Genomic DNA, 21,382 nt, shown 5'->3' on the forward strand with positions numbered 1-21,382 from the left:
CTCATACAAAAAAACGCCCGGCTTACGTCGGGCGTTTTGGTTCTAAATGACTTTTACATTACTTTATAGATTGATTCGGAAGACGGATGTCGTGCCCGATACCTCATTGCCAACGGCGATAAAATGACCACCATTACGGGTAAAGTAATTAATGGATTCTGGACCTAAATCGCCTGCTTTTGGATTGTATGTGTCGTTCATGCATTCGCCATCTTCGACTTCTGTACATACTGGCTGATTGTAATCACGGCGGTTGACGTAATGCATAAACTGCGCTTGTTTCGGGTCTGTGATGTCATAAATCATGATACCGCCTTGACGCTCCAAGCCAATAAACGCGTAATGACGACCGTTAATTTGTGCTACTTCAATCGCCTCTGGCTCAATACCTTTATCATCACTTCGGTCATCGCCACTATTATTGTTATCGTTGGTGCTGTTGAAGTTCTTGCCTTCATTCAGCAGCGCGATAGTCGCGAAATCGTCACCACTATCGAAGACCAACTTGCCGTTTTCATCCCAAATCGAGAATGAACGCGCGCCAAATGATTGAACATTCTCTTGTGCAGAAAGCGTTTGTTCCGGCTTAATCACTTTTAAACGCGCGAGTTGTTTGTTGTCTTTTAGTGCCTCTGCCAATGGGTGTTCTGCTGCCACTTTCAGCTTCTTACCGCGCACTTCATCAATATGGCTTAAACAGGTTCCTTGCTCAGATGTATATTCATCTGTACCGAGGTAATCGTCTTCATCCCACATAAAGCCAGCTTTGTCGCACAGTTCTTGAGTGGTTGTGAATCCGTACTCACGCCCGTCGCCTTCATTTGCAGATACGATGTAAGTACTCCCATTCACTGAGTAGCTGTCGATGGTGTCAGGCATAAATAAGCCAACCAGTTGTGGGTAGCTTTTCAAGTTCCCAATGATTTTGTCTTTGTTGGATGCATCGAGTTTAGCGCCCGACCAAGACTTCTCACCTAAGCCAACAATTTTTTCTACCGATTTGCTCTCTGGATTGACGATTGCCATGGCGTTATTTTCTTGTAGCGCGACATAGATTTTACCGTTATCTGCAAAAGTGAGGTATTCAGGCTCTAGATCTTGTGCGACGGTGGCGTTTGGCCCCGAAATACGCACATTCATTGGGAGCTCTGCTTTTCGTGAACCATCAAATTCGTTAAAGCCAATTTGTGTCACTTCTGCTTGAGTAACACCAAGGCTCAGAGCGATCAAAGTGATACTACCTTCAGGGTCAATGCTGTAATCGCTGTTTGGCTCTCCTTCATTAGCGGTTGCGATGTATCGGCCATCTTTCGAGAAGCCAACCATGTCTGGCAATGCGCCTGTTGGAAACGTCATGACTAATGACAAATCGTCGGAGCGGTACAAGCCAACAATACCATTCGCTTGTTTATTACTGTTTTCAATCGCAACTGCTACCAAACCATTGAATACAGCGACACTGTTTGCTGCGCCAATTTCAATGCCCGCTGCTTCGCCAGCGCTGTTGAGATCGATGAATGCGCTTTGCGTTGGTACGCCGTTGTCATCCATAGACATTACATCGACACGTTTTGCTTGAGCATTAACCACATAGAGCTTATCTGTACAGGCGTCATAACTCACGATTTCAGCTGCCGATGTGTCGAATGGTGCATCAGCAACGGATGTTCCGATAAAAGTTAAACCTTGAATTGACGTTTCCCCAGTAACGGGTGCAGTGGTAGGCTTGCATTGTGTAGCGAATGAAGCCACGGTATCTTCGGGTTGTGATGAACACGCGATGGCAAGTGATGACAATGCGAGTGCACCGATTGCCTTTAAAGGGGTGATCATGATATCTCCTTATCAATCCGATAGGTTGTCAATCAGCATGGGTTTTATGCTGCTGTCCATTTCCGCAACTGGAATGATAGAGCGCTGAATGACGTGTGATTTGGTAAGGCTCTGAATATATGTATGATTGATGACTCTTATATTGGCTTTTTATGAAACTAATGTGTCATCAATATGATGAAGTAGGGATAGAGGAATAATGGAATTAAAATCGTTTTTAGATTTATTGGCAGCGTCACCAGAGCAGGTCGAATTTGAAGCAACGATGGCGGTGATCGAAGATAACTATACGTTTGAGCCAACCGCTTTTGTAAATGGTGAGACACAAAACAATGCAGGCGAGAACAACGGTTCGTGTAAGATCTTCGCTTTCGGTTTGCTAAACAACCTAGACAAAGAAGCGACGCTAGCCTGCTTTGGCCGTTTTTATCGTGAAGATGTATTGCAGCATCCAGAGAACAGCGATCACCAGAATATTCGTAATTTTATGGTGACAGGGTGGGAAGGCATTAAGTTTGAAGCGTCCGCTTTAACCGCTAAATAAACACCAGTCAGAAAACGATGATCAGTAAGCCAGTCGTATTACGCGACTGGCTTTTTTTCTAGACATTTTCGGCACAAACACAGCTGGTTAGCGCTTGGCTTGGGTAAATTACGGGTTTCAATAGTAAAGCACCAGCATGTCTCTTTGCCTGCGGCGATATCACAATGGGCTTGAGTCCCGCATTCTGGACAACTGTGCGTTGAATCTTCTCCTGCGATTTGTTCGATAATCGCATCTCGTTGGAGATCGGTTTTGTCTTTCCATTGGATGATTTCATCCATCGTTCGGTGACAACCAGAGCATATTCCGGCGTTATTTTTACATGCTGCTCGACAAGGTGACTTCATTGCTTTCTCGTTCTCATTTTTTATGCCGCGTACTCTAGCATAAAGCGAGTCAAGGCCGCCAAAAATAAACGTGACTGCGATTTGCTGGTGAGGAGGGAGAACCAGTGTTACCCTTGGGCGAGTTACCTTAACTCTCTGTCACTTATGTTAGAAAAAGAAAACCTCATTAAACTCGCTAGAATGCAAATGCCATTTGGGAAATATGCAGGGCGAGTGTTAATCGACCTGCCTGAAGAATACTTACTGTGGTTTGATAAAAAGGGCTGGCCAAGCGGCGAGCTAGGGGATTTGCTCAAGCTATGTTTAGCGCTCAAAATTGAAGGCTTAGATAGTGTCGTGAAGCCTTTGAAGCGTATGTAACTAGCCACAGAAACTCCCACTCTTAATGAAAAGACTTATTATGAATTTTGATATCGATGCACTGAAACACCACCAATTGGTCGAAGATGGTAAACTAGAGGGATGTTACATTCATCAGCCAGCTCAAGGTAGCCAGCAAGATGACAAAGCTGTTTTGGCAGAGCGCCAAGCGTTGGAAAAGTTGGGATATAAGGTAATACAGGTTAAAGCTAAAGGCGGGACAACAACGTTTGCCGAGGCGATGCAAAAGCTAGCGAAGGAAACTGGTCACCTGCCTAAGGAGTAAGTGAGTGTAACCTGCCACAGACTTACAAGTTCTCCCACCAGACTATTTTTTCATTCAAAAGAGCCAGACCGTTAGGCTAACTCTTTATTGCCCCAAAAAAGAACTGGAATAAATACTCTACAAAATTTGGTTCGTACGTTTTACCCTACGAAAAGTTATCCGATTGAATGTAACTCAACACTATTGAGCCTTCATTGTGCTTGTTTGATTAGTCAAACTGCCTATTTAATTGGTTAAATCATCATGCAATCTTGTTGGGGATGATAAATCACTGAAAATATTGTTATTATCCTTTTTATTTATCAGTAAAACCGACTCCCATGAGATATGAATCCTCTCCTGTAGCCCCAGAAGAAAGACAAGAAACCACTAGAGAACGAGCAGCACGTCAACGCCGAGAACGTCAGGAAGAGCTGAGATCTACCGCGAGCGATGAGAAACGATGGACTGAAAATAGAGAGCGCGTTCTTGCTGAACGCAAAGCGGACCAACAAGCTTACGACCTAACAGAAAAAGAATGGAACGATGATTTACAAAAGCAAGCTAAAGAATATCAGTGGGACACCTCTCAACAAGAGAACGTGAGTATTGCGGTACTGACTGTTGAAGAAGGTAACGAGTATTTAGACTTGCTCATCAAAGACTCGCATGGACAACTTTCGAACGGCAAGGACTACACTGGCGTAGGCATGGGGCTTAAAGGCGCTTATGAGGTCGCTAAAGAGCTTGGCGCTTGGGGGGCAACCGCTAAAGCTGTCAATATCAATGGTGTAATGAATATTGTGGTTGAGAACTACAAGCCTAAATATTTAGACCTAGGTATCCGTTGGCAAGAAGCAACACCACAAATGCTTAAAATTGGTCATGCTCTAAATACTGTTCAAGGCAATGTCAGTTTCTTGAAAGGCAACATCTATGTTGAACTTGTGTTTAGTGGTGCGGTTAATGCGGTTGACTACATTCTACATGATGAAAAAACGCTAGGTGAAGTGGTCGGCCAATTTACAGCGGATATATCTAAGGGCATTGCCGCAGGAGTTATCGCTCAAGGAATAACTATTCTGGGAGTCGCAACATTAAGTACGGTACTTGTTGTGCCAACCGCTCTAACACTTGGTATTTTCGCTGTTACTGCGTTTATTGTAGGAAAGGAAATATCTAAACTAGATGACCAATTTAAATTCACGGAACCGATGAAGAATCAAGTAGAGAAAACTATTAATGATTTCTAATGAAAAATTTAACCGAAGACTAAAGATAAAGCGTTGGCTTAAAGTGATGGCTAGTTGGCCTCTTATGGTTTTTATGGTGTGGTTGAGCTACAGCTCAATTAATGAGTTAATTAGCATTAACAACTCAATCGGTATCATTCCTAAAGTAAAACTAGCAGGTTTAGTGAACAATGTTGCTTCTTTTGTAGGCCTTCTAATATTTGGTTTTATAGCGATCATTCCCATAGCTATGCTACACAGGTCAACAGAACTATTACTAAAAGTACCATTTTCGACAAAAACAGGGCTATATTCTATAGCGATAATAGTATTAAGTTCTATTGCCTCTGCCATATGGTTAGATAACAACACGAGAGAAAAAATAAAGCAATATGACTATATTGAATGTACTTCTGAACAAGAACTTACATTAAAATCCTCAAGTCGGACGTATGTTTTAGACCCTAGTTCGTGCGATTAAATCATCTTTCAAGCTCTTGGTACAAGCACCCTGCTAGCGTATGTACATGTCATGCGCTAGCTCTCAATACTTGAAGTTATCCATTAGTTGCTAATATTCTATTTGTCGTAACGCATTTTTGTCCAATTATAAGCTATAGGGTTTTCTCAAGCTGTATTTTGCTTTACAGGAGTCAGAGTGCCTGACTCCTTTTCCCTTTGCTTGTCGCGAACGCTACCATCTTGGTCGTAGAGTATTGGTTATCGAAACCGTTAACTCATGTTAGTGAAAGGAAATTCCTGAACTCTATAGTGCTTCTTTCACCAATCTTCTGTTTGGGCCATTATCTCTAACATCCAGACGCGAAATAGCATAAGATACACGGCCTTTACTAGCACTGAGCCACTCATCGTAATGACAGATAAAACACAGCAAGCGACATTTGCCGATCTTGGCCTGATTCCAACCTTAGTCGAGCGACTAGAAGCGTTAGAATACAGCCAACCGACGCCCATTCAATCCCGTGCTATTCCTGATATCCTTGAAGGGAAAGATATTATTGGTGGTGCCAATACGGGTTCTGGTAAAACCGCTGCTTTTTCGCTGCCAATCCTGCAAAAAATTGTTCAGCAAGACGGATCAAACAATCGCCGTGGTAACTTCGTTTCTCACCTGATTTTAGTTCCAACTCGTGAGTTGGCATCACAGGTGGCGTACAACGTCAAATCTTACTCATACCATCTTAGAGATAAGATCAAAACGGTTGCCGTATTTGGTGGTGTATCGGTGAACCCACAAATGCTAGCGCTTCGCGGTGGCTGTGACATTATCGTAGCTACGCCGGGTCGATTACTTGATCTGGTATCCAGTAACGCGATTAAGTTGAACCAAGTAGAAACGCTCGTCCTTGACGAAGCCGACCGAATGTTGAGCCTCGGATTTACCGAAGAACTGAATAAGATTCTTGCGTTACTACCAGAGAAGAAACAGACGCTGTTATTTTCTGCTACTTTCCCTGATAAAGTCACGACGCTGGCTCAGCAGTTGCTCCGCGACCCTGTTGAAGTTCAGTTGCAGAGCGCAGAAGCCAGCACTTTGGTGCAGCGCGTGTTTAGTGTAAATAAAGGTGAGAAGACGGCGGTACTCGCGCACTTAATCAAACAGCATCAGTGGCGACAGACTTTGATTTTTGTGAATGCTAAGAATGCCTGTAATCATTTAGCTCAAAAGTTGTCAAAACGCGGTATTACCGCTGAAGTTTTCCATGGTGATAAAGGGCAGGGCGCTCGTACTCGTGTCCTTGACGGTTTTAAGTCTGGCGAGATTCAAGTTCTTATTGCCACCGATATCGCAGCACGCGGCCTTGATATAGAAAAACTTCCAGTGGTGATTAACTTCGATCTTCCGCGTAGCCCTGCTGATTATATGCATCGAATCGGTCGTAGTGGTCGTGCTGGTGAAGTAGGTTTAGGGTTATCTCTTATCGATTACGACGACTACCACCATTTCAAAGTGATAGAAAAGAAAAATAAGTTCCAACTTGAACGCGAGCAGGTAGTCGGTTTTGAAGTGGAAGACGATCAGAGTGAAGCCTACTTTTTACCAATGAAGCCGCGAGCGAAGCCGGCAGGTACGGGTAAAAAGAAGAAAAAGCGTAATCAATAGAAAACGTAAACTACATGTGAGTTTACTTACGGGAGTTGTTAGAGAAAAGGAATGCTCACTAGCTTGAGTCTTCGCTTCTAGCCATTCCTTTAAAGAACAATAGAGCCCTGCTGGAGCTACCAGTAGGGCTCTATTGCTTTTCAAGATAGTGTTATTGGCGACGAGCAGGGCGTCCGCGAGGTGAACGCTTTTTAAATGCAGACGCTGCTTTGGCTTGTGACTTAAGAATAGAGTCAACGGTTAGCGGCATTGGCTCTTTAGGTTCAAGGCCATGAGGGAAGGTACGAGCTCTTGGTGGTAAGTTGTATTCTTCTTCGCTCGCGCGTGGCATGCGCTTAAAGCGATAAAGGTAAAAGTTTTCTAATTTTTCTCTCGCCCATTCGGTTTTCTTTAAATACTTCACGCTACTTGCAATCGAAGGCTTAGTGTTAAAGCAATTAAAACGCATTGCTGTATCTAGAATGTCCCAGCCGTAAAAATCCACTAACTCTTGCAACATAGTCTCTAGCTTTAATCCGTGCAGTGGATTGTTCTGTTGCAGCTCGATTCTCTCTTCGTCAGTCATCATTTTTAAGGGCCTTACTCATTAAAGGGCGGAGTTTAACAAAGTATACAATGTAGAGATATCGATAGTTACTTTGCGATGGATGCGAGCACAGTGCTCTCTACCTTGAAAGTATAAATCGGAATTGGCCGCTCTACTTGGCTCTCTGCTCAAAAATGACTCTTAAAAGTTCAAGCGTCCCAGCTCGATGTTAAATTATTGTGTAATAAGTGAGATTTTTGTTGTTCTTTTACTAATGTCTAATATTCCTACCCATAGCAACACATGCTTAATAAGCTCAAAATCAAAATTGGTTCATGCCGCTTTCTTAGTATGGCCTAGAAGTTTGATGTGGGTGTTGTCTCGTATTGGTCGAAGGCCTGTCTACCAAGCGAAACTCTAGTTGACGTAGTTCAACGTTGAAACATAAAAGGATGACTCAATGTCTGACAAAAGTAAGACTTTTTACAGGGATGTGCGCAAAAAACCGCATGAATTTGAAAACCGAGAAGACTTTCTAAATCATGATTTAACCGTCATGAGTTTCCGTCGCTGGGGAATTCATTTGCCCTCACGTGATTACAGTATTGAAATCGAAGACTGGGTACCGGCATTAGCAGCAACCATTGGTAAAGTGGTTATGGTCACTGCCATGGTTTCCGCTTTTGCTGCTCAGTTTGGTTTATCTCCGGAATTCATTGCAGAAAACGTGCGTTACGAATTACTTATCGCTGGAGCCCTGTTCGTCATCCTGTTTTCTGCCATCCTAAACCCGAATGCAAACTTAGCGGGAACCCATGGCCCAATGATACCGCTGATTCCTATGATTGCAGCTGCAGGAGGGCACCCTCTCGCGCTAGGTTTGATGGTATGTGTTTTTGGGTTAATTCTCGCCTTAACCAAAGGTGGCTCTAAACTCATGACTCTGACTGGTATCGGGGTTCGAGGAGGGTTGTTGATCTACCTTGGTGCCGTTGGGTTGCTCGGGCAAATTAATAAGACGGAAGCGTGGGCTGCAAGTACGGACCAAGGTTACATTTCGTTTGTGGTCATAGGCCTAACCGTTATGGTTTACGCTTACTTAGCCAAGATCAATAAACGTTGGCTCGCTATCCCATTGTGCTCTGCACTCGCGGGTATTGTTGCTTATTTGATGGGCGCTGAGTTTGCCTTTACCACAGAACCGGGCCTGCCTAATTTCAGTCCATTCTACTGGTGGGGTGAAGATACAGGCTGGCAGCTAGGCTGGCCAACCCTAGAGCACTTTATTGCCGTGACTCCATTTGCTCTACTGGCAGTCGCTATGTGGTCCCCTGATTATCTCGGCCATCGTGTGTTTCAAGAACTTAACTACCCAAAAGAAGCGAAAGGTGTACTCATGGATGTCGACGACACGATGGTCGGAGCATCTGTTCGTCAGGGGGTTGGTTCACTCTTAGGGGGCGGAAACCTAGCTTCTTCTTGGGGAACGTACATGATTCCTGCCGCAATTGCCAAGCGTCCTATTCCAGGTGGCGCTCTGTTGACGGGTTTCATGTGTATTGCGGCGGCGGTAATTGGCTACCCAATGGATCTAGCAATGTGGGAACCTGTTCTGCGCGTTGCTTTGATTGTGGGTGTATTCTTACCACTCCTTGAAGCGGGTATGCAGATGATCCATAAGCATAAAGATTCACTCAGTGCAGGTATCTGTATTTTTGCCTGTGCATTCGTTAATCCAGTCTTCGGTTGGGCAATCACGATGCTGTTGGATAACCTCGGGCTTATCGGCGACCATGAGCGTGCTAACGAACTATCGCGCAAAGATAAATATCTGATTCCTGGCACTGCGTTTATCGTTTGTGCAGGCTCCCTTGCTATTGTTGGTCAGCTTCCAGGCATTCCAGCTCTTATCGGTTAATCGAATTATGCTCTAAAGGTATAGTGAGATCAGTGAGTAAAGGGACTTGCTTCTTAAAATAGTAGACAAAAACAAAAAGCTACCTAGTACCAGGTAGCTTTTTGCATGTAGGGTTAGGCTACGGAGTTAGGCTATATGAGTGATTCAATGCCGTATTTTGCGCCGTAGTGTTCAACGACAAAATCAATGTCTTTGTCACCACGGCCTGATAAGTTGATCAAAATCGAGCCGGTTTCTCCTTGCTGTGCGAGTTTAATTGCGTAAGCGACAGCGTGTGAGGATTCAATAGCAGGGATTATTCCCTCTTCACGAGACAGCTCAAAGAAGGCATCAATCGCTTCGTCATCACTGATTGAGCCGTAATTGACACGGCCAATGTCTTTTAAGTAACTATGCTGAGGCCCAACCGATGGGTAATCCAAGCCACTTGCTACAGAGTACACTTCCTGAGGTTCGCCTTGCGCATCTTTAAGCATGTAAGACTTAAATCCGTGCATGATTCCTGGCTCACCGAGTGTGAGTGTTGCAGCATGCTCGCCAACCTTTTGCAAAGAGCGGCCCGCAGGTTCAACGCCGTGAATGGCGACTTGTTCATCCTCTAAGAAAGCAGTAAATAGCCCCATCGCGTTAGAACCACCTCCAACGCATGCGACGAGATTATTGGGTAACTTGCCGGTCATTTCTTTGAATTGAACTCGTGCTTCGTTACCGATAATTGATTGGAAATCTCGTACCATTTTAGGGAATGGGTGAGGGCCAACGACAGAGCCTATCGCATAAAGTTGTGTATCAGGATCTTTCAGATAAGCTTCGAATGCAGAATCTACCGCTTCTTTGAGGGTTTTGCGCCCATGAGTGGCAGGAATGACATTAGCACCAAGGATTCTCATGCGGACGACATTCGGATGCTCTTTGGCGATATCAACTTCACCCATGTAAATATCGCATTTCAAGCCAACCAATGCCGCGGCTGTAGCAAGCGCAACACCGTGTTGCCCTGCGCCAGTTTCAGCAATCAGTTTCTTCTTACCCATCTTTTTAGCGAGAATGGCTTCCCCTAAGCAGTGGTTAATTTTATGTGCGCCTGTATGGTTTAAGTCTTCGCGCTTTAGGTAGATGTCTGCTCCGTATTTTTTAGACAAGTTTTCCGCATGGAAGATTGGGCTAGGTCGTCCAACAAAGTGCTTATATAGGCGAGCGAGTTCCGCTTTAAATTCAGGATCTTTGCTGCATTCCTCATAAGCTGCGTTGATGTCATGCATGATTTGTTCAAGCTCAGGTGGAACAAAGCTACCACCGTATTCACCAAAGTATCCTTCTTCGTTGGGCATAGTGAGATCAAACGAGTTTTTCATTATTTACATCCTAGTTAACGAAAGTATTGATACTTTATACCCAAAATTTGGAAGAGGTTGTGTGATCAGTTGCTTAAATAACAATTGTAGATCTAGTGAACTAGTTAAAAAGTACAGCTTGGGTAGGGGATAATAGTTGGGATGTAGAATCAGGTGGTTTGAATAGGTGCAAAAAAGCCTCGAGAGATCCTAGGCTGTCATAAGAACCTCTCGAGGCAAACAGAGTGCTGGAAATACACTCTGCGATGGTGTCTGGAAACAAAAATTAGATTCGTTTCCTTTGTCAGATGTTAGGGTTTTAGAATGAGTCGATGTCAGCGAAATGTCACAAGTTAATTGCGGTATTAAAAGCTTATTTTTTATTTTTGATTAATGGATTAGAAAGTAACCTAAAACAGGCTAACCTACCGAGTGTTCCGCGTCTTTTAAGTTGAACATGATCTTTCTTTGTCTCGAATCGGCGTCTTTAACCAACACGTGCACTTTGGTCCCTAAAGTAAACGTGGCGCTCTGGCTGGAAATTTTTTGTTTGACTACATCAAATTCGAACTCACCATTTTGGAAACTTGATAAAGGAATGAGACCTTCGATTCGGTTCCTCTAACTCAACAAATCCCGCGAAGTATGTGACTCCAGACGCTGTTCCTATGAAGTGTTGTCCGATAAATGGCTTCATGTAATGACATTTCAGTGCTGACTCAACCTCTTAGCTAGGGATTATGTGCTCGTAGTTATTAGAATTTATTGATTGAGCAGATATATTTAATTTCATTTTTTCTCTTATATTCGCCAATCGCTTTTATTTTATAAACTTTATTTTTATGAGCAAAGCATGAGGCGAAGTGATTCAGATATAAATGAGATTAATTTAGCCAAACTGGAATTGCAAGGTAGGCTGTGTGATTACCTAAAGATGTATACCAAAGTGACTTTATTGAAAGTAATTAATGATGGTGTGGGAGAGGTAAGTGATTTGGGTATATAAACTTAGATAGAGAATAGTAAGGGCAGTAATAAGTGGAAGGGGATGGTGGCACCAACAACGTTGATGCCACACAAAGAATTACAGTGCAGTTACTTCAGCAGCTTGTAAACCTTTGTTACCTTGTTCAACAACGAACGATACTTTTTGGCCCTCAGTAAGAGTTTTGAAGCCTTCAGAAACAATAGAACGGAAGTGAACGAATACGTCATCACCACCATTGTCTTGAGAAATAAAACCAAAACCTTTAGTTTCGTTGAACCATTTTACTGAACCAGTTAATTTATTAGACATAGATACCTCTATATTTGATTGTTTTAAATATTGAATTTTTAGCTAATATCAAGTGCTACTATATGATTTTAGAGATAACTATTTTGTCGCAGGAACGTAAACGAGGAATTCGATGTGGAACTGAGAGAAACTTTGATCTTTAATTACATTAATAGCTCTTTCCGTAAGAGCTGATGTGCAGTATACCGACAAAATTAATAAAGGCTAGCCTTTTCTTTTTTATTTTTTGAGTACACCAAGCGCATTGCTTTCAAAGCATACGATTGGTGTATAAGACGGCGTGATGTTATAGGTGGTGTCGAGCGCTTAGTGTTTTCTGGTTGGGCCGTTACGAACGATGTCTTTACCATTGTCATATACGTGCTGCGAAACCCAGCGACCGAGGAGTAATTGGTGCTTTTCTCCTAATACGGCAACAAATGGACGACCATCGGTATTAGAGGTGGCTAGCGCAACGCCAGTGACACCTTCAAGGCCCAGAGCGCCGCTTTCTACTAAATGCAGAAATGCCTCTAACTCTTCAATCGTTTCGATTACATGGTTATCAATATTCATTGTATTCAATCTCTTCGAATTGCATTGCGGTCGCGTACTCTACCTAAGTTAAGCGTGGAAACCAAGTTTCTGCGTGAGTCATGTAATAAGAGAGCTTCGCCCTGCCATTAATCATCGATAGTTAGTCTCGATAGTCCGGAACTTGCCTAGATTTAATAAGTCTGAAAACACTCTCTGGTTAGACATGAGTCACATAATGTTGTCTGGTTTATCTCATCAATACTTTTGCTATTGGATGGGGGGAAGGGGAGTGCAATAATTTGTAAAACTCTTTTCCTAAAGGCTGTTATGAAGAAAGTCCTGATTACCGGTTTTGAACCTTTTGGTGGTGACGCCATTAACCCCGCCTTAGAAGCGGTCAAGCAATTAGAGGCTGCGGCCATAAAAGGCGGTGTGATAGTTACTTGCCCAGTCCCCGTAGTTCGATATGACTCGGTGAAAGTCGTTATTGAAGCAATAGAAGCGCACCAGCCAGACTGTGTAATTACTGTAGGTCAAGCGGCCGGGCGTAGCGCGATAACCCCAGAGCGTGTCGCAATTAATGTCGATGATTTTCGTATTCCAGATAACGCTGGTCATCAGCCGATTGATGAACCCGTGGTGGCTGATGGTCCTGATGCTTACTTCTCGACACTACCGATAAAGCGTGTTGTGCAAACGTTGCAAACGCAGGGTATACCTAGCCAGATTTCCAACAGTGCTGGAACATTTGTATGTAACCATCTCTTTTATGGGATCCAACATTACTTGAAAGACAATCCGATTCGTCACGGGTTTGTTCATATTCCATTATTGCCAGAACAAGCAGCAGATGGCAGTCAGCCTTCTATGTCTTTGGACATGATAGTCGAAGGGCTAAGGCTGGTGGCGCAAGTTTGTATTGCCCATGATAGCGATATCCTGGTAAGCGGTGGAACGATTTGCTAGTAGGTGTTTTAAAATCCAGTAAGTGTCTGAAAGATAAAAATAAGCTCGTCGTTTGATGTTGTAGTAAATGTTAGCTTTGTCAAATTTCACAAGTAGCGAAAGGAGTAGCATTGAATAGTCAGGTTGGATGTTGTTCAAACTGGCATTCCTCTAGTACAGGAGGTGTTAGGGGCTAACTTTACGAAAGGCGAGTTATTATGAAAAGCAACAAAAGTAAGTCAATCGCACTTATCTCTGTCGTTGTTTTCGCGTTGGCTATTGCTGCGCTTAAATTCGAAAACACGCTCGGAGTTCTTCCCATCGTAGTCGCTATTATCGCGTTTTTTACTTGCGTTATTTATACCGGTAGGTACTTGTCCGATATGAAGCGTTCAGAGTTGATAAGTCAACCCAAACAAGCTCGAAAAATGTGTGCCAACGCATCACGCAATGAGCTTGATGAGTGCGATAAAAAGCGTTGAAGCGAGTCACATTCTCCGTATACTTTGCTGGAGCATTAATGCACTAACGTGTCGGAGATAAGCATGTCAAATCGAGTACCAACCAACATACTGACCGGATTTTTGGGTGTCGGTAAAACGACCACGATTTTAAATCTACTGAAGAACAAACCGGAAAAAGAAAACTGGGCGGTTTTGGTCAATGAATTTGGTGAGATTGGCATCGACGGTGCATTGATGACCGACCAAGGAGCGCTGATTAAAGAAGTGCCGGGTGGTTGTATGTGCTGCACTGCGGGTGTGCCGATGTCGGTAGGTATCACCGCATTATTGCGTCAAAAACCGGACCGTTTATTGATTGAGCCGACAGGCCTTGGTCATCCCAAACAGGTTATCGCGACGCTTACCTCACAGCAGTATGAACCTTACGTTGATCTTAAAGCGACGATTGCCTTGGTTGATCCGCGTAACTTAAGTGATGAAAAATATCTTTCTAACCAAAATTTCGTGGACCAGTTAGACAGCGCAGATGTGGTTATAGGCAGTAAGGTTGACCTTTGTACCAGTCACGACATTGATGTGTTTAATGGCTGGGTGACGGACCAATCTCCCTCAAAAGTATTCAGTAAGCTTATTCATGACGGTGAGTTACCGATAGAAGTCTTGGATATTGAGCGGGTTTACGGCAGCGCTTCTTCCCATATCGAGTCACATCATCATGACCACGCTCATCAAGAGCCTCAATTCCAATTGGCGCCTGGTGAAGCCTTTGTGCGCAAAGAGAACAAAGGGCAGGGTTATTTTAGTTGTGGGTGGTTGTTTGGGGCAGAGTATAAGTTTGATTTTGAAAAGCTTTTCTCTATGCTTTCGGACTTGACCGCAGAGCGTGTTAAAGCAGTGGTCAATACGGATCAAGGTTGTTACGCGTTTAATGTTGCCAACCGAGTCGTTTCGGTGAATGAAATCAGCTTAGAAGGCTTTGAATCTCGATTAGAAGTGATAGATTCTCAGCTGTTGCCATGGAATGAGCTTGAGCGAATTCTCCTTCAGTTATCTGGCATCAAGCATTAAATCGCGCAAAGGTTAAACGAAAACGGTGAACCATTAATATATCTGTGCTCACCGTTTTTTCTTTTGTAGGATTTCAATGAGAAAAGTGAGATAAATCACTCAAATTCGGGTATAGTGCACGGCTAAATTTTTAAAGCTATTTTTTAGTGGTTTGTTTAAGGAATACGCTCAATGTCATTTTCATCTCAAGGTTTTGCGCCAGAAGTGGTTAAAGCACTGGCAGAATGCGGTTATGAAAAGTTAACGCAAATTCAACAGAAGGCGATTCCAATGGCTCGCAAAGGCCATGATATTTTCGCTACAGCACAAACAGGTACTGGTAAAACGGCTGCGTTTTCTCTGCCTATGATTCAGCAGCTGCTAGACAGTAACCGTAGCGCTTCTCGTAAGACTGCTCGCGCACTTATCTTGGCTCCAACTCGTGAGCTTGCTGAACAAATTGCTGACAACATCAAAGCTTACACGAAGTACACGAACCTGTCGGTGGCTGCGATTTTCGGTGGCCGTAAAATGTCTTCTCAAGTAACGGCATTAGAAAACGGTGTAGATATCCTAGTGGCTACACCTGGTCGATTGGAAGAGCACATTGAACAAGGTAATGTCTCGGTCGCACACTTAGAGTTTTTAGTGTTTGATGAAGCAGACCGTATCTTGGACATGGGCTTTATTCACGCAGTACGTAAGATCATGCTAGATGTGGATACTGATCCGCAAATTATGATGTTTTCTGCAACGACTTCGAGCCAACTAAATCTGTTAGCAAAAGATATCCTGCGTAAGCCTAAGCGTATTGAAGTTGAGCGAGCGAATACGACAGCACAGACAGTTGCTCACGTGTTATATCCAGTTGATCAAGAGCGAAAAACGGAACTGCTTTCGGAGCTGATTGGTCGTAAGAACTGGAAACAAGTGTTGGTATTTGTGAACTACAAAGAGACCGCAAACGACGTTGTAAAAGAGTTGAAACTTGATGGTATCAAAGCGGTGGTTTGTCATGGTGACCGTGCTCAAAGTGCTCGTCGTCGTGCGTTAGAAGAGTTCAAGTCCGGTAAAGCACGTGTCATGGTGGCTACCGATGTCGCTGCTCGAGGTCTAGATATTGAAGATTTACCTCACGTTGTGAACTATGACATGCCTTTCCTAGCGGAAGATTACGTTCACCGAATTGGTCGTACAGGCCGTGCAGGTAAACAAGGTCATGCCGTTTCATTTGTAAATCGAGATGAAGAACTCACGGTTGTTCAGGTTGAAAATCTGATCCAGCAGCGAATTCGCCGTATTGAGCTTGCTGGCTATGAACCAAAACAGCGTGAATCTTACATTGAAAAGCTGCACTCAAAACCAGCATTCAAGAATCGTCAAGGTCGTCGTAATAATCCGAACCAGTCGGCAACAGACCAAGGGTCGGCAGAGCGTCGTCTTGCTATGGTGAAGCGCCTGAAAGCGCGTCGTGGCGCAAAGTAAATTACATCCGTTTTAGATGAAAAGAGCCCCTCAATATAGGGGCTTTTTTTGTTTTGTCGTTTCGCGTTAATTTAGGCCAAGCATATTTGGCTCACCACGATAAATAATGCGATCGTTTCCTCGGTGAATACCAAACGTAACTGTAACAGGTGGATTTTCCTCTTCACTTGTCGTGTTATCCCAATCGTATTTCAGCCAAGAGATGCGATTACCTGAGCCGTCTAAATCCAGATGGAATTGTATTTGCTCGCGTGCTGAGTCAATTTGTCTTGCAACGATATCGGTCATCCTGCCAACATGCATTGTCCCAACTCCAGAAAGCATGGCGTTGTTTGCAGGCGCATGCGACCAAATTGGCGTGCTGAAGTAATATTCACCATTCGCCGTTGTTGAGCTGTCATCGAAGTTAGTCATAAATCGACCGTTTTGCCAAGTTTCTACAGCAAGTGGCACTTTGATCACCATGCCTTGGTTGCCACCTACATCTTGAAAGTTCAAACGACCGAATCGAATGTCTGGTTGTTTTGTGAGTACTTCGCTATCGTCGAAGAAGTTTACCTCATCAACGGCTTTAGTCGTGACTATACCTATTTTGCTGCTGTCACTGTTAGTCCCTTTATTAAATGGGCCATCAGGATATTGCTTATCTGTCGTGTTCTTTTTCCAGCATGGGCTATTGTTACAAGTCGCATTGGTCGAGGGCTTCTCTATAACAAACGTTCCAACACTCGCGCTACCCAGTAGTTTCCAGTCTACCTTCTTAGGCTTAGGCGGCAAAAACCGATCGGAGTATGAGCTTAGCTCGCCTAAATCGAAATGTTGTTGAAGGTTAGACGAAAAGTGGACGTAATTCTTCACGTTTTCCTTATTCGCATTGAGTGCGACAACATCGTAAGTGACTTTCTCAAAAGGTTGATTCATGTAAGCAAAAGTTTGGCCATGTGGGTAGTGCCATTCTTGGTCTTGCACTTGAAAATATTTTGGGTAAAAACGACCAACGTAACGATAGCCTTCGTTCACAGTCATACCTAGATATTTACTTTCTAGGTTTGCTTTTACTCTCAAGCTCCCGACTTCTTCCCAATATAATCCATTAAAGACGAATTGATCATTCTTGGCTGAATTATGCGCCTGAGCCAGTGAGTCACTACTTTTTAGCAATTTTGAGGTTTGGTTCGCTGTCTCTGATGGCGTATGTTGCTCACTCGACAAGACAACCGATGCTGCTGGAGCGTCATCAAGCGTAAAATTACGGGTGATAGAAGCATCACAATAGCGTGCTGATTCAACAGACCCACTTACAGAGCCGTCAGGTTGCCAAATGATTGGTTTCACCGTTAGAGAGAAAAGTTCTCCGGCAGCAAGAAACCCTTCTCCTTGTTCAGAGGTGCCAGAAGGCAAAGCACGTTGGTTGTCACAAATAGCGAGTGTCCATGGTCGCGAGTGCACATTAAATGTCCCTTTCACTTCCACTTTGCCTTCTTCTGGACATTCTTCAAATCCCTCACATTCAAAATGATCGGACAATGTCACTTCAAATATGCCGGACTCGTTCGTGATAAGACCATGTTCAGACAAGCCGTCTTTAAATTCCGCTGAATAGCTAAAGTTTCCTTCACTTCCTCCTAATGGTTGAACCAATGGATGAAAAATCTTAGGCGTACCATTGTAGTTGCTTGCCACTACAGGTTCGCCGGTAGAGGCACAAGCAAGCAATCGCGTATGCACGTTTTCTGGTTTACCTGCAATAACGCGTATTTCATTTAAAGTTGCGCTTTTCGTCTTTGAGTAGGCCTCAAACATAAATGGCGTAAACATAAAGCGAACAGTTTGATGCTTGCTCGTGTCTTTCGCCATAGTGAAAGTTAGTGTGTAGTTGGTATCTAACGAGATCGTATCAATATTATTCGGAACCACTCGAACAACAAGTTCACCATTCTCGTCAGATATAAATTGGTTGGCTCCTAATGTCTGCTGACCTTTAACCACCTCTAAAGTGAACAAGTCAGGGTGTGATAGGACAGCACTGACTTCTGCGCTTACAACTTCTCCATTATTGGTTGTTGTTGCTGTAAATTGCGGAAGATCGTCGCCGCACATCAGTGCCATGTCGTCCGATGGTGTGACGCTGAGGTTTAAGTCGTTCTCCGATGGAGGCTGCATGCTGCAATTCGGAACATCTTGAGGGGTGATTGGACAGATTTGGGAAGAGTAGTGACAATCAGCCTGGTCCAATCCACAGTATTGCGTGTATGTGTTGTCTTGTGCTTTCGTTTGTGCACTTCCTGGCGCTTGTTGGATTTCACCACAAACTTGACTAGGCTGATTTGGAGCGTTGTTGAAGTTCAATGTGTGGAAGTATTTAATTGCTGCGGTGGAACTATAGAATGAGCCACTTAATGTAGCTGACGATCCTACAGATTCAGCTGTACCATAGATCGACATATCTTTTATAATCAGAGAGTTGTGCGCAGAAACATCACCGACGACAAAATGGTCTTGTAAAGGATGGTTTGTTTTTAGGTGTAGTGTTTCGCCTTGTGATTCGACCTTACCACAGATGTTTGTATTAAATACATTGGTCGTGCTGTGTGTCGAAATATCACCAATAATGGTGTTGTACGTTCCATCAATGTGAAGTGTCGAACCTGTTAGCTTAATATTCCCGTCTATGAGAATGTTATGCAGCTTTGTTGGGTAAGCCGATAGAAGATCACCATAGATGACAGTGTGTTTGTTTTGGTAATCGTCGAGGTTTGATGCTTTCTCATTGTTAACTGTTAATCCGGTAGCGAGGGCGTGTAGAGAGATACGTTTATTGGGTTCACCAATCGTATTATTCCCCTCTAACACAATGCCATAATCTGCTTTTAACGTTATCTCTTTTTCCGGTAATGAGGAGACAATTTTATCACCAGCGAGTAGGACTAGTTTCCCTGTACAGCGATAAGTCGTGCCATCGCTTTCGATACTAAAACTCTTGTGTGAGCAAAGTTGACCTAACTCAGATAGATCTTTTACGTCATAAGTGGTGGCGTGTGAGGTTAGCGGTAAAAAAAGAACCGCAGTGAAAATACTGCAAAGACGCATCATCAAATGTCCTAATGAGTGGAACAAGATGGCATCAAGCGAGCGTGAGCAAATGCTCACTGAAATTGGAATAGCTGCGGTACTTTTTTGTTTTGAAGCCGCTTAGTTATTGAACTTTGGTTAATTTTTATTTCGTATGTCATACCAAAGTTTAGCGGCCTTATTACAACGTAAGTGTCAGGTTAGTTCAAGAGGTAAGTGTGATGTGTGTCGCTTTATATGTGTAACTATTTGTTAGTTAAGGATAATGAGTAAGCATGTTGGTTCAGAATCAGGAAGGACGCGATCCTGATTCTGAATGTTTATAACGCTAGGCAGCGTGAACGATGAGTGGGGCCATCTGATATAACTCTTCTAGTATGGCTTTCGTTTGTCTCGAATACACCAGACAATCTCGATCGCCAACGAGCTGAATTGCTCGCACTTTACCTGCAACCAAACATTGCCTAATCGTGCGTAGAACCATTTGGATATCAATTTCTGACGCGCCATCAAGGCTGTTTTTGGTTTTTAGAGATCCAAGGTCGATGCTAATGATTATTTGGTCGCAGTGGTCTAGGTAATTGCCGATCTGTTGCTTAACGTTATTGCGATGACGAAAAGAAAACTCTTTCTCGGTCACCCAATCACAACCTTGATCTTCCGCGTATTCCCACGTTTCCTGCTTCGTCTCTTGCTCACTGACGCCAGCAAAAAACAATCGTACGTTTTGATAGCGAGAAAGAGCAAAATGGAATGCAGAGCCTAAGCGTGGCTCAAGTGTCGGCTTCAAGTTCATGTTATGCCCGATATTTACGACACCCACTTCGTCTCGATAGGATACGACCACAGGTAACATGGACAAGATTGCCTCGGTACAGTTAGTGACTAAAACAGGAATTGAGTGGCGAGAAAGCGAAAGGCTTAATGCTTCCTGAAACTCGCCATTTTCCAGCTTGTCGTGGTTGAAGTGACCAAAGTTTTCAGCGGTTTCATGATCATGCTGTTGGTATAGCCAATCGCTAGCATTTTCCAAACTTTGATCAGCTAATTCAAACGCGCCCTTAGACATGGGTGGCAAATACTCACACACTGTCATAAAAGAAAAAGGGTAATGCTGCGGCTGTTTCACGGTGTGGTGGAGTTTATAGCGTTTGAAAAAGCTTAACATGATGAATTACCTTTCTGGTGGTAGTGCCCTTGCCGCTTGCAGTACATGTAAAATAATGCGCTGCTTATCCTTTTCGACTCGGTGGGCCGGAGCCATCACCGAGACTGCGCCAATCAGTTTGCTTCCTTTCATTACCGGTGCGCTAATACCTGAAACACCAGGGTCAATCTCAGAAGTACTGACGGCATATCCGTGTTTACGGATGGTTGTGAGCTCTTTTTCCCACTCGTCACGTCGGTGATCTTGATTAAAATATCTCAAGATTTTCTCGCATCGACTTTGAGGCATAAAAGCAAGCATCACTTTAGATGAGGCACCGCGCAGCAGAGGTTGACTTTGACCCTGGACGAAGCTGCAACGCAGCGCCTGCATACTTTCTTTCTGTCTGACACAAAGCGCACGATAACCCGCTGGTACCATATAAGCGGCCATTTCCCCGGTTTGTTGTACCAACCTAGCCAGTATGGTTTCGACCATGTCGAGCCCATGTTGCGCGGTCTCATAGCTGTGCATGAGTAATAATGCCGCCGGACCAACGACAAATGTCTTGTCGTGAACGCTTTCTTCGATCAAGTTCCACTCTTTAAGCAGTTTTAAGTGTCGGTAAAGGCTGCTTAAAGGAACGTTCAATTGCTCGCTTAGCGTTTTCGCAGAAACTGGGAACGGACTAACTGCAACTTGCATTAACAACTGCAGTGATTTTTCGTTTACCTGGTTAGCATTAGCTTTGTTTGTCGTCATGAGAGTGTTGTAACGTGTTGTAGGAGTTACGACAAATATAATTCTTAATCACTGAGAAAAGAAAAATAATTTTAATGGGTAATTCTTACATGATGAGAAACAGACAGGTAAAGACTTTCGCAACTACCGATAGACATAACATGGTGTCGAATTAAAGTCTCAG

The 21,382-nt window shown here is 43.6% G+C and carries 20 protein-coding genes and 1 pseudogene; 11 read left to right on the top strand and 10 right to left on the bottom strand.

What is annotated here, in order from left to right:
• Nucleotides 1-63 precede the first annotated feature (63 nt).
• On the bottom strand, nucleotides 64-1,833 hold the full coding sequence (locus tag R7E00_RS02915) for a choice-of-anchor I family protein (RefSeq protein ID WP_017821098.1): 1,770 nt from the start codon (nucleotides 1,831-1,833) through the stop codon (nucleotides 64-66).
• Nucleotides 1,834-2,032: 199 nt separating this feature from the next.
• On the opposite strand from R7E00_RS02915, the gene R7E00_RS02920 reads away from it, so the two are divergent.
• A complete protein-coding gene (locus tag R7E00_RS02920) occupies nucleotides 2,033-2,377 on the top strand; it encodes a HopJ type III effector protein (RefSeq protein WP_005375560.1) in 345 nt (114 codons plus the stop codon).
• Nucleotides 2,378-2,415: 38 nt separating this feature from the next.
• Here R7E00_RS02920 and R7E00_RS02925 read toward each other — a convergent pair whose 3' ends face one another.
• Nucleotides 2,416-2,724: a cysteine-rich CWC family protein gene (locus tag R7E00_RS02925; protein WP_017821097.1), complete on the bottom strand. Its 309-nt coding sequence runs from the start codon at nucleotides 2,722-2,724 to the stop codon at nucleotides 2,416-2,418.
• Nucleotides 2,725-2,868: 144 nt separating this feature from the next.
• Here R7E00_RS02925 and R7E00_RS02930 point away from each other — a divergent pair, with 144 nt between their 5' ends.
• The 5 genes from R7E00_RS02930 (at nucleotide 2,869) to R7E00_RS02950 (ending at nucleotide 6,706) form a co-directional block, all read left to right on the top strand.
• Nucleotides 2,869-3,084 carry a DUF3820 family protein gene (locus R7E00_RS02930; protein WP_005375557.1) on the top strand — a complete coding sequence of 72 codons (216 nt, stop codon included), beginning with the start codon at nucleotides 2,869-2,871 and terminating at the stop codon, nucleotides 3,082-3,084.
• Between the two features lie 40 nt (nucleotides 3,085-3,124).
• Entirely contained in the window at nucleotides 3,125-3,370 is a 246-nt protein-coding gene (locus R7E00_RS02935; RefSeq protein ID WP_017821096.1) for a hypothetical protein, read from the top strand.
• Nucleotides 3,371-3,690: 320 nt separating this feature from the next.
• On the top strand, nucleotides 3,691-4,602 hold the full coding sequence (locus R7E00_RS02940; protein ID WP_017821095.1) for a hypothetical protein: 912 nt from the start codon (nucleotides 3,691-3,693) through the stop codon (nucleotides 4,600-4,602).
• A complete protein-coding gene (locus R7E00_RS02945) occupies nucleotides 4,592-5,062 on the top strand; it encodes a hypothetical protein (RefSeq protein ID WP_017821094.1) in 471 nt (156 codons plus the stop codon). Before R7E00_RS02940 ends, R7E00_RS02945 begins: the two co-directional genes overlap by 11 nt.
• 393 nt (nucleotides 5,063-5,455) lie before the next feature.
• Complete coding sequence (locus R7E00_RS02950) at nucleotides 5,456-6,706, top strand: DEAD/DEAH box helicase (protein ID WP_053350636.1); 1,251 nt, start codon at nucleotides 5,456-5,458, stop codon at nucleotides 6,704-6,706.
• 151 nt (nucleotides 6,707-6,857) lie between these two features.
• On the opposite strand, the gene R7E00_RS02955 is transcribed toward R7E00_RS02950, so the two are convergent.
• Complete coding sequence (locus R7E00_RS02955) at nucleotides 6,858-7,274, bottom strand: VF530 family DNA-binding protein (RefSeq protein WP_005375544.1); 417 nt, start codon at nucleotides 7,272-7,274, stop codon at nucleotides 6,858-6,860.
• Between the two features lie 418 nt (nucleotides 7,275-7,692).
• Between R7E00_RS02955 and R7E00_RS02960 the strand changes: the two genes are divergently transcribed.
• Nucleotides 7,693-9,150: a DUF3360 domain-containing protein gene (locus R7E00_RS02960; protein WP_005375642.1), complete on the top strand. Its 1,458-nt coding sequence runs from the start codon at nucleotides 7,693-7,695 to the stop codon at nucleotides 9,148-9,150.
• 131 nt (nucleotides 9,151-9,281) lie between these two features.
• On the opposite strand, the gene trpB is transcribed toward R7E00_RS02960, so the two are convergent.
• The 4 genes and pseudogenes from trpB to R7E00_RS02980 form a co-directional block, all read right to left on the bottom strand.
• Nucleotides 9,282-10,505 (bottom strand): tryptophan synthase subunit beta, encoded by a 1,224-nt coding sequence (trpB, locus tag R7E00_RS02965; RefSeq protein WP_005375643.1) that lies wholly within the window; start codon nucleotides 10,503-10,505, stop codon nucleotides 9,282-9,284.
• Between the two features lie 399 nt (nucleotides 10,506-10,904).
• A pseudogene (locus tag R7E00_RS02970) lies at nucleotides 10,905-11,211 on the bottom strand (S1 RNA-binding domain-containing protein); the annotation flags it as partial.
• 357 nt (nucleotides 11,212-11,568) lie between these two features.
• The gene (locus R7E00_RS02975; RefSeq protein ID WP_005375644.1) at nucleotides 11,569-11,781 is read right to left on the bottom strand and encodes a cold-shock protein; all 213 of its coding nucleotides are present in this window, start codon (nucleotides 11,779-11,781) and stop codon (nucleotides 11,569-11,571) included.
• Between the two features lie 306 nt (nucleotides 11,782-12,087).
• Nucleotides 12,088-12,336, bottom strand: a complete 249-nt coding sequence (locus tag R7E00_RS02980) for a hypothetical protein (RefSeq protein ID WP_005375646.1) — start codon at nucleotides 12,334-12,336, stop codon at nucleotides 12,088-12,090.
• Nucleotides 12,337-12,624: 288 nt separating this feature from the next.
• Between R7E00_RS02980 and pcp the strand changes: the two genes are divergently transcribed.
• From pcp to R7E00_RS03000, 4 genes are all read left to right on the top strand, one after another.
• Nucleotides 12,625-13,263 carry a pyroglutamyl-peptidase I gene (gene pcp / locus R7E00_RS02985; protein WP_054574378.1) on the top strand — a complete coding sequence of 213 codons (639 nt, stop codon included), beginning with the start codon at nucleotides 12,625-12,627 and terminating at the stop codon, nucleotides 13,261-13,263.
• Nucleotides 13,264-13,460: 197 nt separating this feature from the next.
• Entirely contained in the window at nucleotides 13,461-13,724 is a 264-nt protein-coding gene (locus R7E00_RS02990) for a hypothetical protein (protein ID WP_053303741.1), read from the top strand.
• Between the two features lie 63 nt (nucleotides 13,725-13,787).
• Nucleotides 13,788-14,774 carry a CobW family GTP-binding protein gene (locus R7E00_RS02995; protein WP_215810434.1) on the top strand — a complete coding sequence of 329 codons (987 nt, stop codon included), beginning with the start codon at nucleotides 13,788-13,790 and terminating at the stop codon, nucleotides 14,772-14,774.
• Nucleotides 14,775-14,945: 171 nt separating this feature from the next.
• Nucleotides 14,946-16,238 carry a DEAD/DEAH box helicase gene (locus R7E00_RS03000; protein ID WP_262606000.1) on the top strand — a complete coding sequence of 431 codons (1,293 nt, stop codon included), beginning with the start codon at nucleotides 14,946-14,948 and terminating at the stop codon, nucleotides 16,236-16,238.
• Nucleotides 16,239-16,304: 66 nt separating this feature from the next.
• On the opposite strand, the gene R7E00_RS03005 is transcribed toward R7E00_RS03000, so the two are convergent.
• The 3 genes from R7E00_RS03005 to R7E00_RS03015 all read right to left on the bottom strand — a co-directional run bounded on the left by R7E00_RS03005 (nucleotide 16,305) and on the right by R7E00_RS03015 (nucleotide 21,219).
• The gene (locus R7E00_RS03005) at nucleotides 16,305-19,331 is read right to left on the bottom strand and encodes a polymer-forming cytoskeletal protein (RefSeq protein WP_262606001.1); all 3,027 of its coding nucleotides are present in this window, start codon (nucleotides 19,329-19,331) and stop codon (nucleotides 16,305-16,307) included.
• Nucleotides 19,332-19,638: 307 nt separating this feature from the next.
• The gene (locus R7E00_RS03010; protein ID WP_033907142.1) at nucleotides 19,639-20,478 is read right to left on the bottom strand and encodes an arginase; all 840 of its coding nucleotides are present in this window, start codon (nucleotides 20,476-20,478) and stop codon (nucleotides 19,639-19,641) included.
• 6 nt (nucleotides 20,479-20,484) lie between these two features.
• Nucleotides 20,485-21,219 (bottom strand): IclR family transcriptional regulator, encoded by a 735-nt coding sequence (locus R7E00_RS03015; RefSeq protein ID WP_005386192.1) that lies wholly within the window; start codon nucleotides 21,217-21,219, stop codon nucleotides 20,485-20,487.
• Between the last annotated feature and the right edge of the window lie 163 nt (nucleotides 21,220-21,382).

This window comes from Vibrio sp. Vb1755 (assembly GCF_033338635.1).
In the GTDB taxonomy this organism is placed as follows: domain Bacteria; phylum Pseudomonadota; class Gammaproteobacteria; order Enterobacterales; family Vibrionaceae; genus Vibrio; species Vibrio alginolyticus.

Excerpts from the sequence above, each read along its gene's own strand:
- R7E00_RS02915 (WP_017821098.1), bottom strand. The coding sequence starts at position 1,833 with ATGATCACCCCTTTAAAGGCAATCGGTGCACTCGCATTGTCATCACTT.
- R7E00_RS02920 (WP_005375560.1), top strand. The coding sequence starts at position 2,033 with ATGGAATTAAAATCGTTTTTAGATTTATTGGCAGCGTCACCAGAGCAG.
- R7E00_RS02925 (WP_017821097.1), bottom strand. The coding sequence starts at position 2,724 with ATGAAGTCACCTTGTCGAGCAGCATGTAAAAATAACGCCGGAATATGC.
- R7E00_RS02930 (WP_005375557.1), top strand. The coding sequence starts at position 2,869 with ATGTTAGAAAAAGAAAACCTCATTAAACTCGCTAGAATGCAAATGCCA.
- R7E00_RS02935 (WP_017821096.1), top strand. The coding sequence starts at position 3,125 with ATGAATTTTGATATCGATGCACTGAAACACCACCAATTGGTCGAAGAT.
- R7E00_RS02940 (WP_017821095.1), top strand. The coding sequence starts at position 3,691 with ATGAGATATGAATCCTCTCCTGTAGCCCCAGAAGAAAGACAAGAAACC.
- R7E00_RS02945 (WP_017821094.1), top strand. The coding sequence starts at position 4,592 with ATGATTTCTAATGAAAAATTTAACCGAAGACTAAAGATAAAGCGTTGG.
- R7E00_RS02950 (WP_053350636.1), top strand. The coding sequence starts at position 5,456 with ATGACAGATAAAACACAGCAAGCGACATTTGCCGATCTTGGCCTGATT.
- R7E00_RS02955 (WP_005375544.1), bottom strand. The coding sequence starts at position 7,274 with ATGATGACTGACGAAGAGAGAATCGAGCTGCAACAGAACAATCCACTG.
- R7E00_RS02960 (WP_005375642.1), top strand. The coding sequence starts at position 7,693 with ATGTCTGACAAAAGTAAGACTTTTTACAGGGATGTGCGCAAAAAACCG.
- trpB (WP_005375643.1), bottom strand. The coding sequence starts at position 10,505 with ATGAAAAACTCGTTTGATCTCACTATGCCCAACGAAGAAGGATACTTT.
- R7E00_RS02975 (WP_005375644.1), bottom strand. The coding sequence starts at position 11,781 with ATGTCTAATAAATTAACTGGTTCAGTAAAATGGTTCAACGAAACTAAA.
- R7E00_RS02980 (WP_005375646.1), bottom strand. The coding sequence starts at position 12,336 with ATGAATATTGATAACCATGTAATCGAAACGATTGAAGAGTTAGAGGCA.
- pcp (WP_054574378.1), top strand. The coding sequence starts at position 12,625 with ATGAAGAAAGTCCTGATTACCGGTTTTGAACCTTTTGGTGGTGACGCC.
- R7E00_RS02990 (WP_053303741.1), top strand. The coding sequence starts at position 13,461 with ATGAAAAGCAACAAAAGTAAGTCAATCGCACTTATCTCTGTCGTTGTT.
- R7E00_RS02995 (WP_215810434.1), top strand. The coding sequence starts at position 13,788 with ATGTCAAATCGAGTACCAACCAACATACTGACCGGATTTTTGGGTGTC.
- R7E00_RS03000 (WP_262606000.1), top strand. The coding sequence starts at position 14,946 with ATGTCATTTTCATCTCAAGGTTTTGCGCCAGAAGTGGTTAAAGCACTG.
- R7E00_RS03005 (WP_262606001.1), bottom strand. The coding sequence starts at position 19,331 with ATGATGCGTCTTTGCAGTATTTTCACTGCGGTTCTTTTTTTACCGCTA.
- R7E00_RS03010 (WP_033907142.1), bottom strand. The coding sequence starts at position 20,478 with ATGTTAAGCTTTTTCAAACGCTATAAACTCCACCACACCGTGAAACAG.
- R7E00_RS03015 (WP_005386192.1), bottom strand. The coding sequence starts at position 21,219 with ATGACGACAAACAAAGCTAATGCTAACCAGGTAAACGAAAAATCACTG.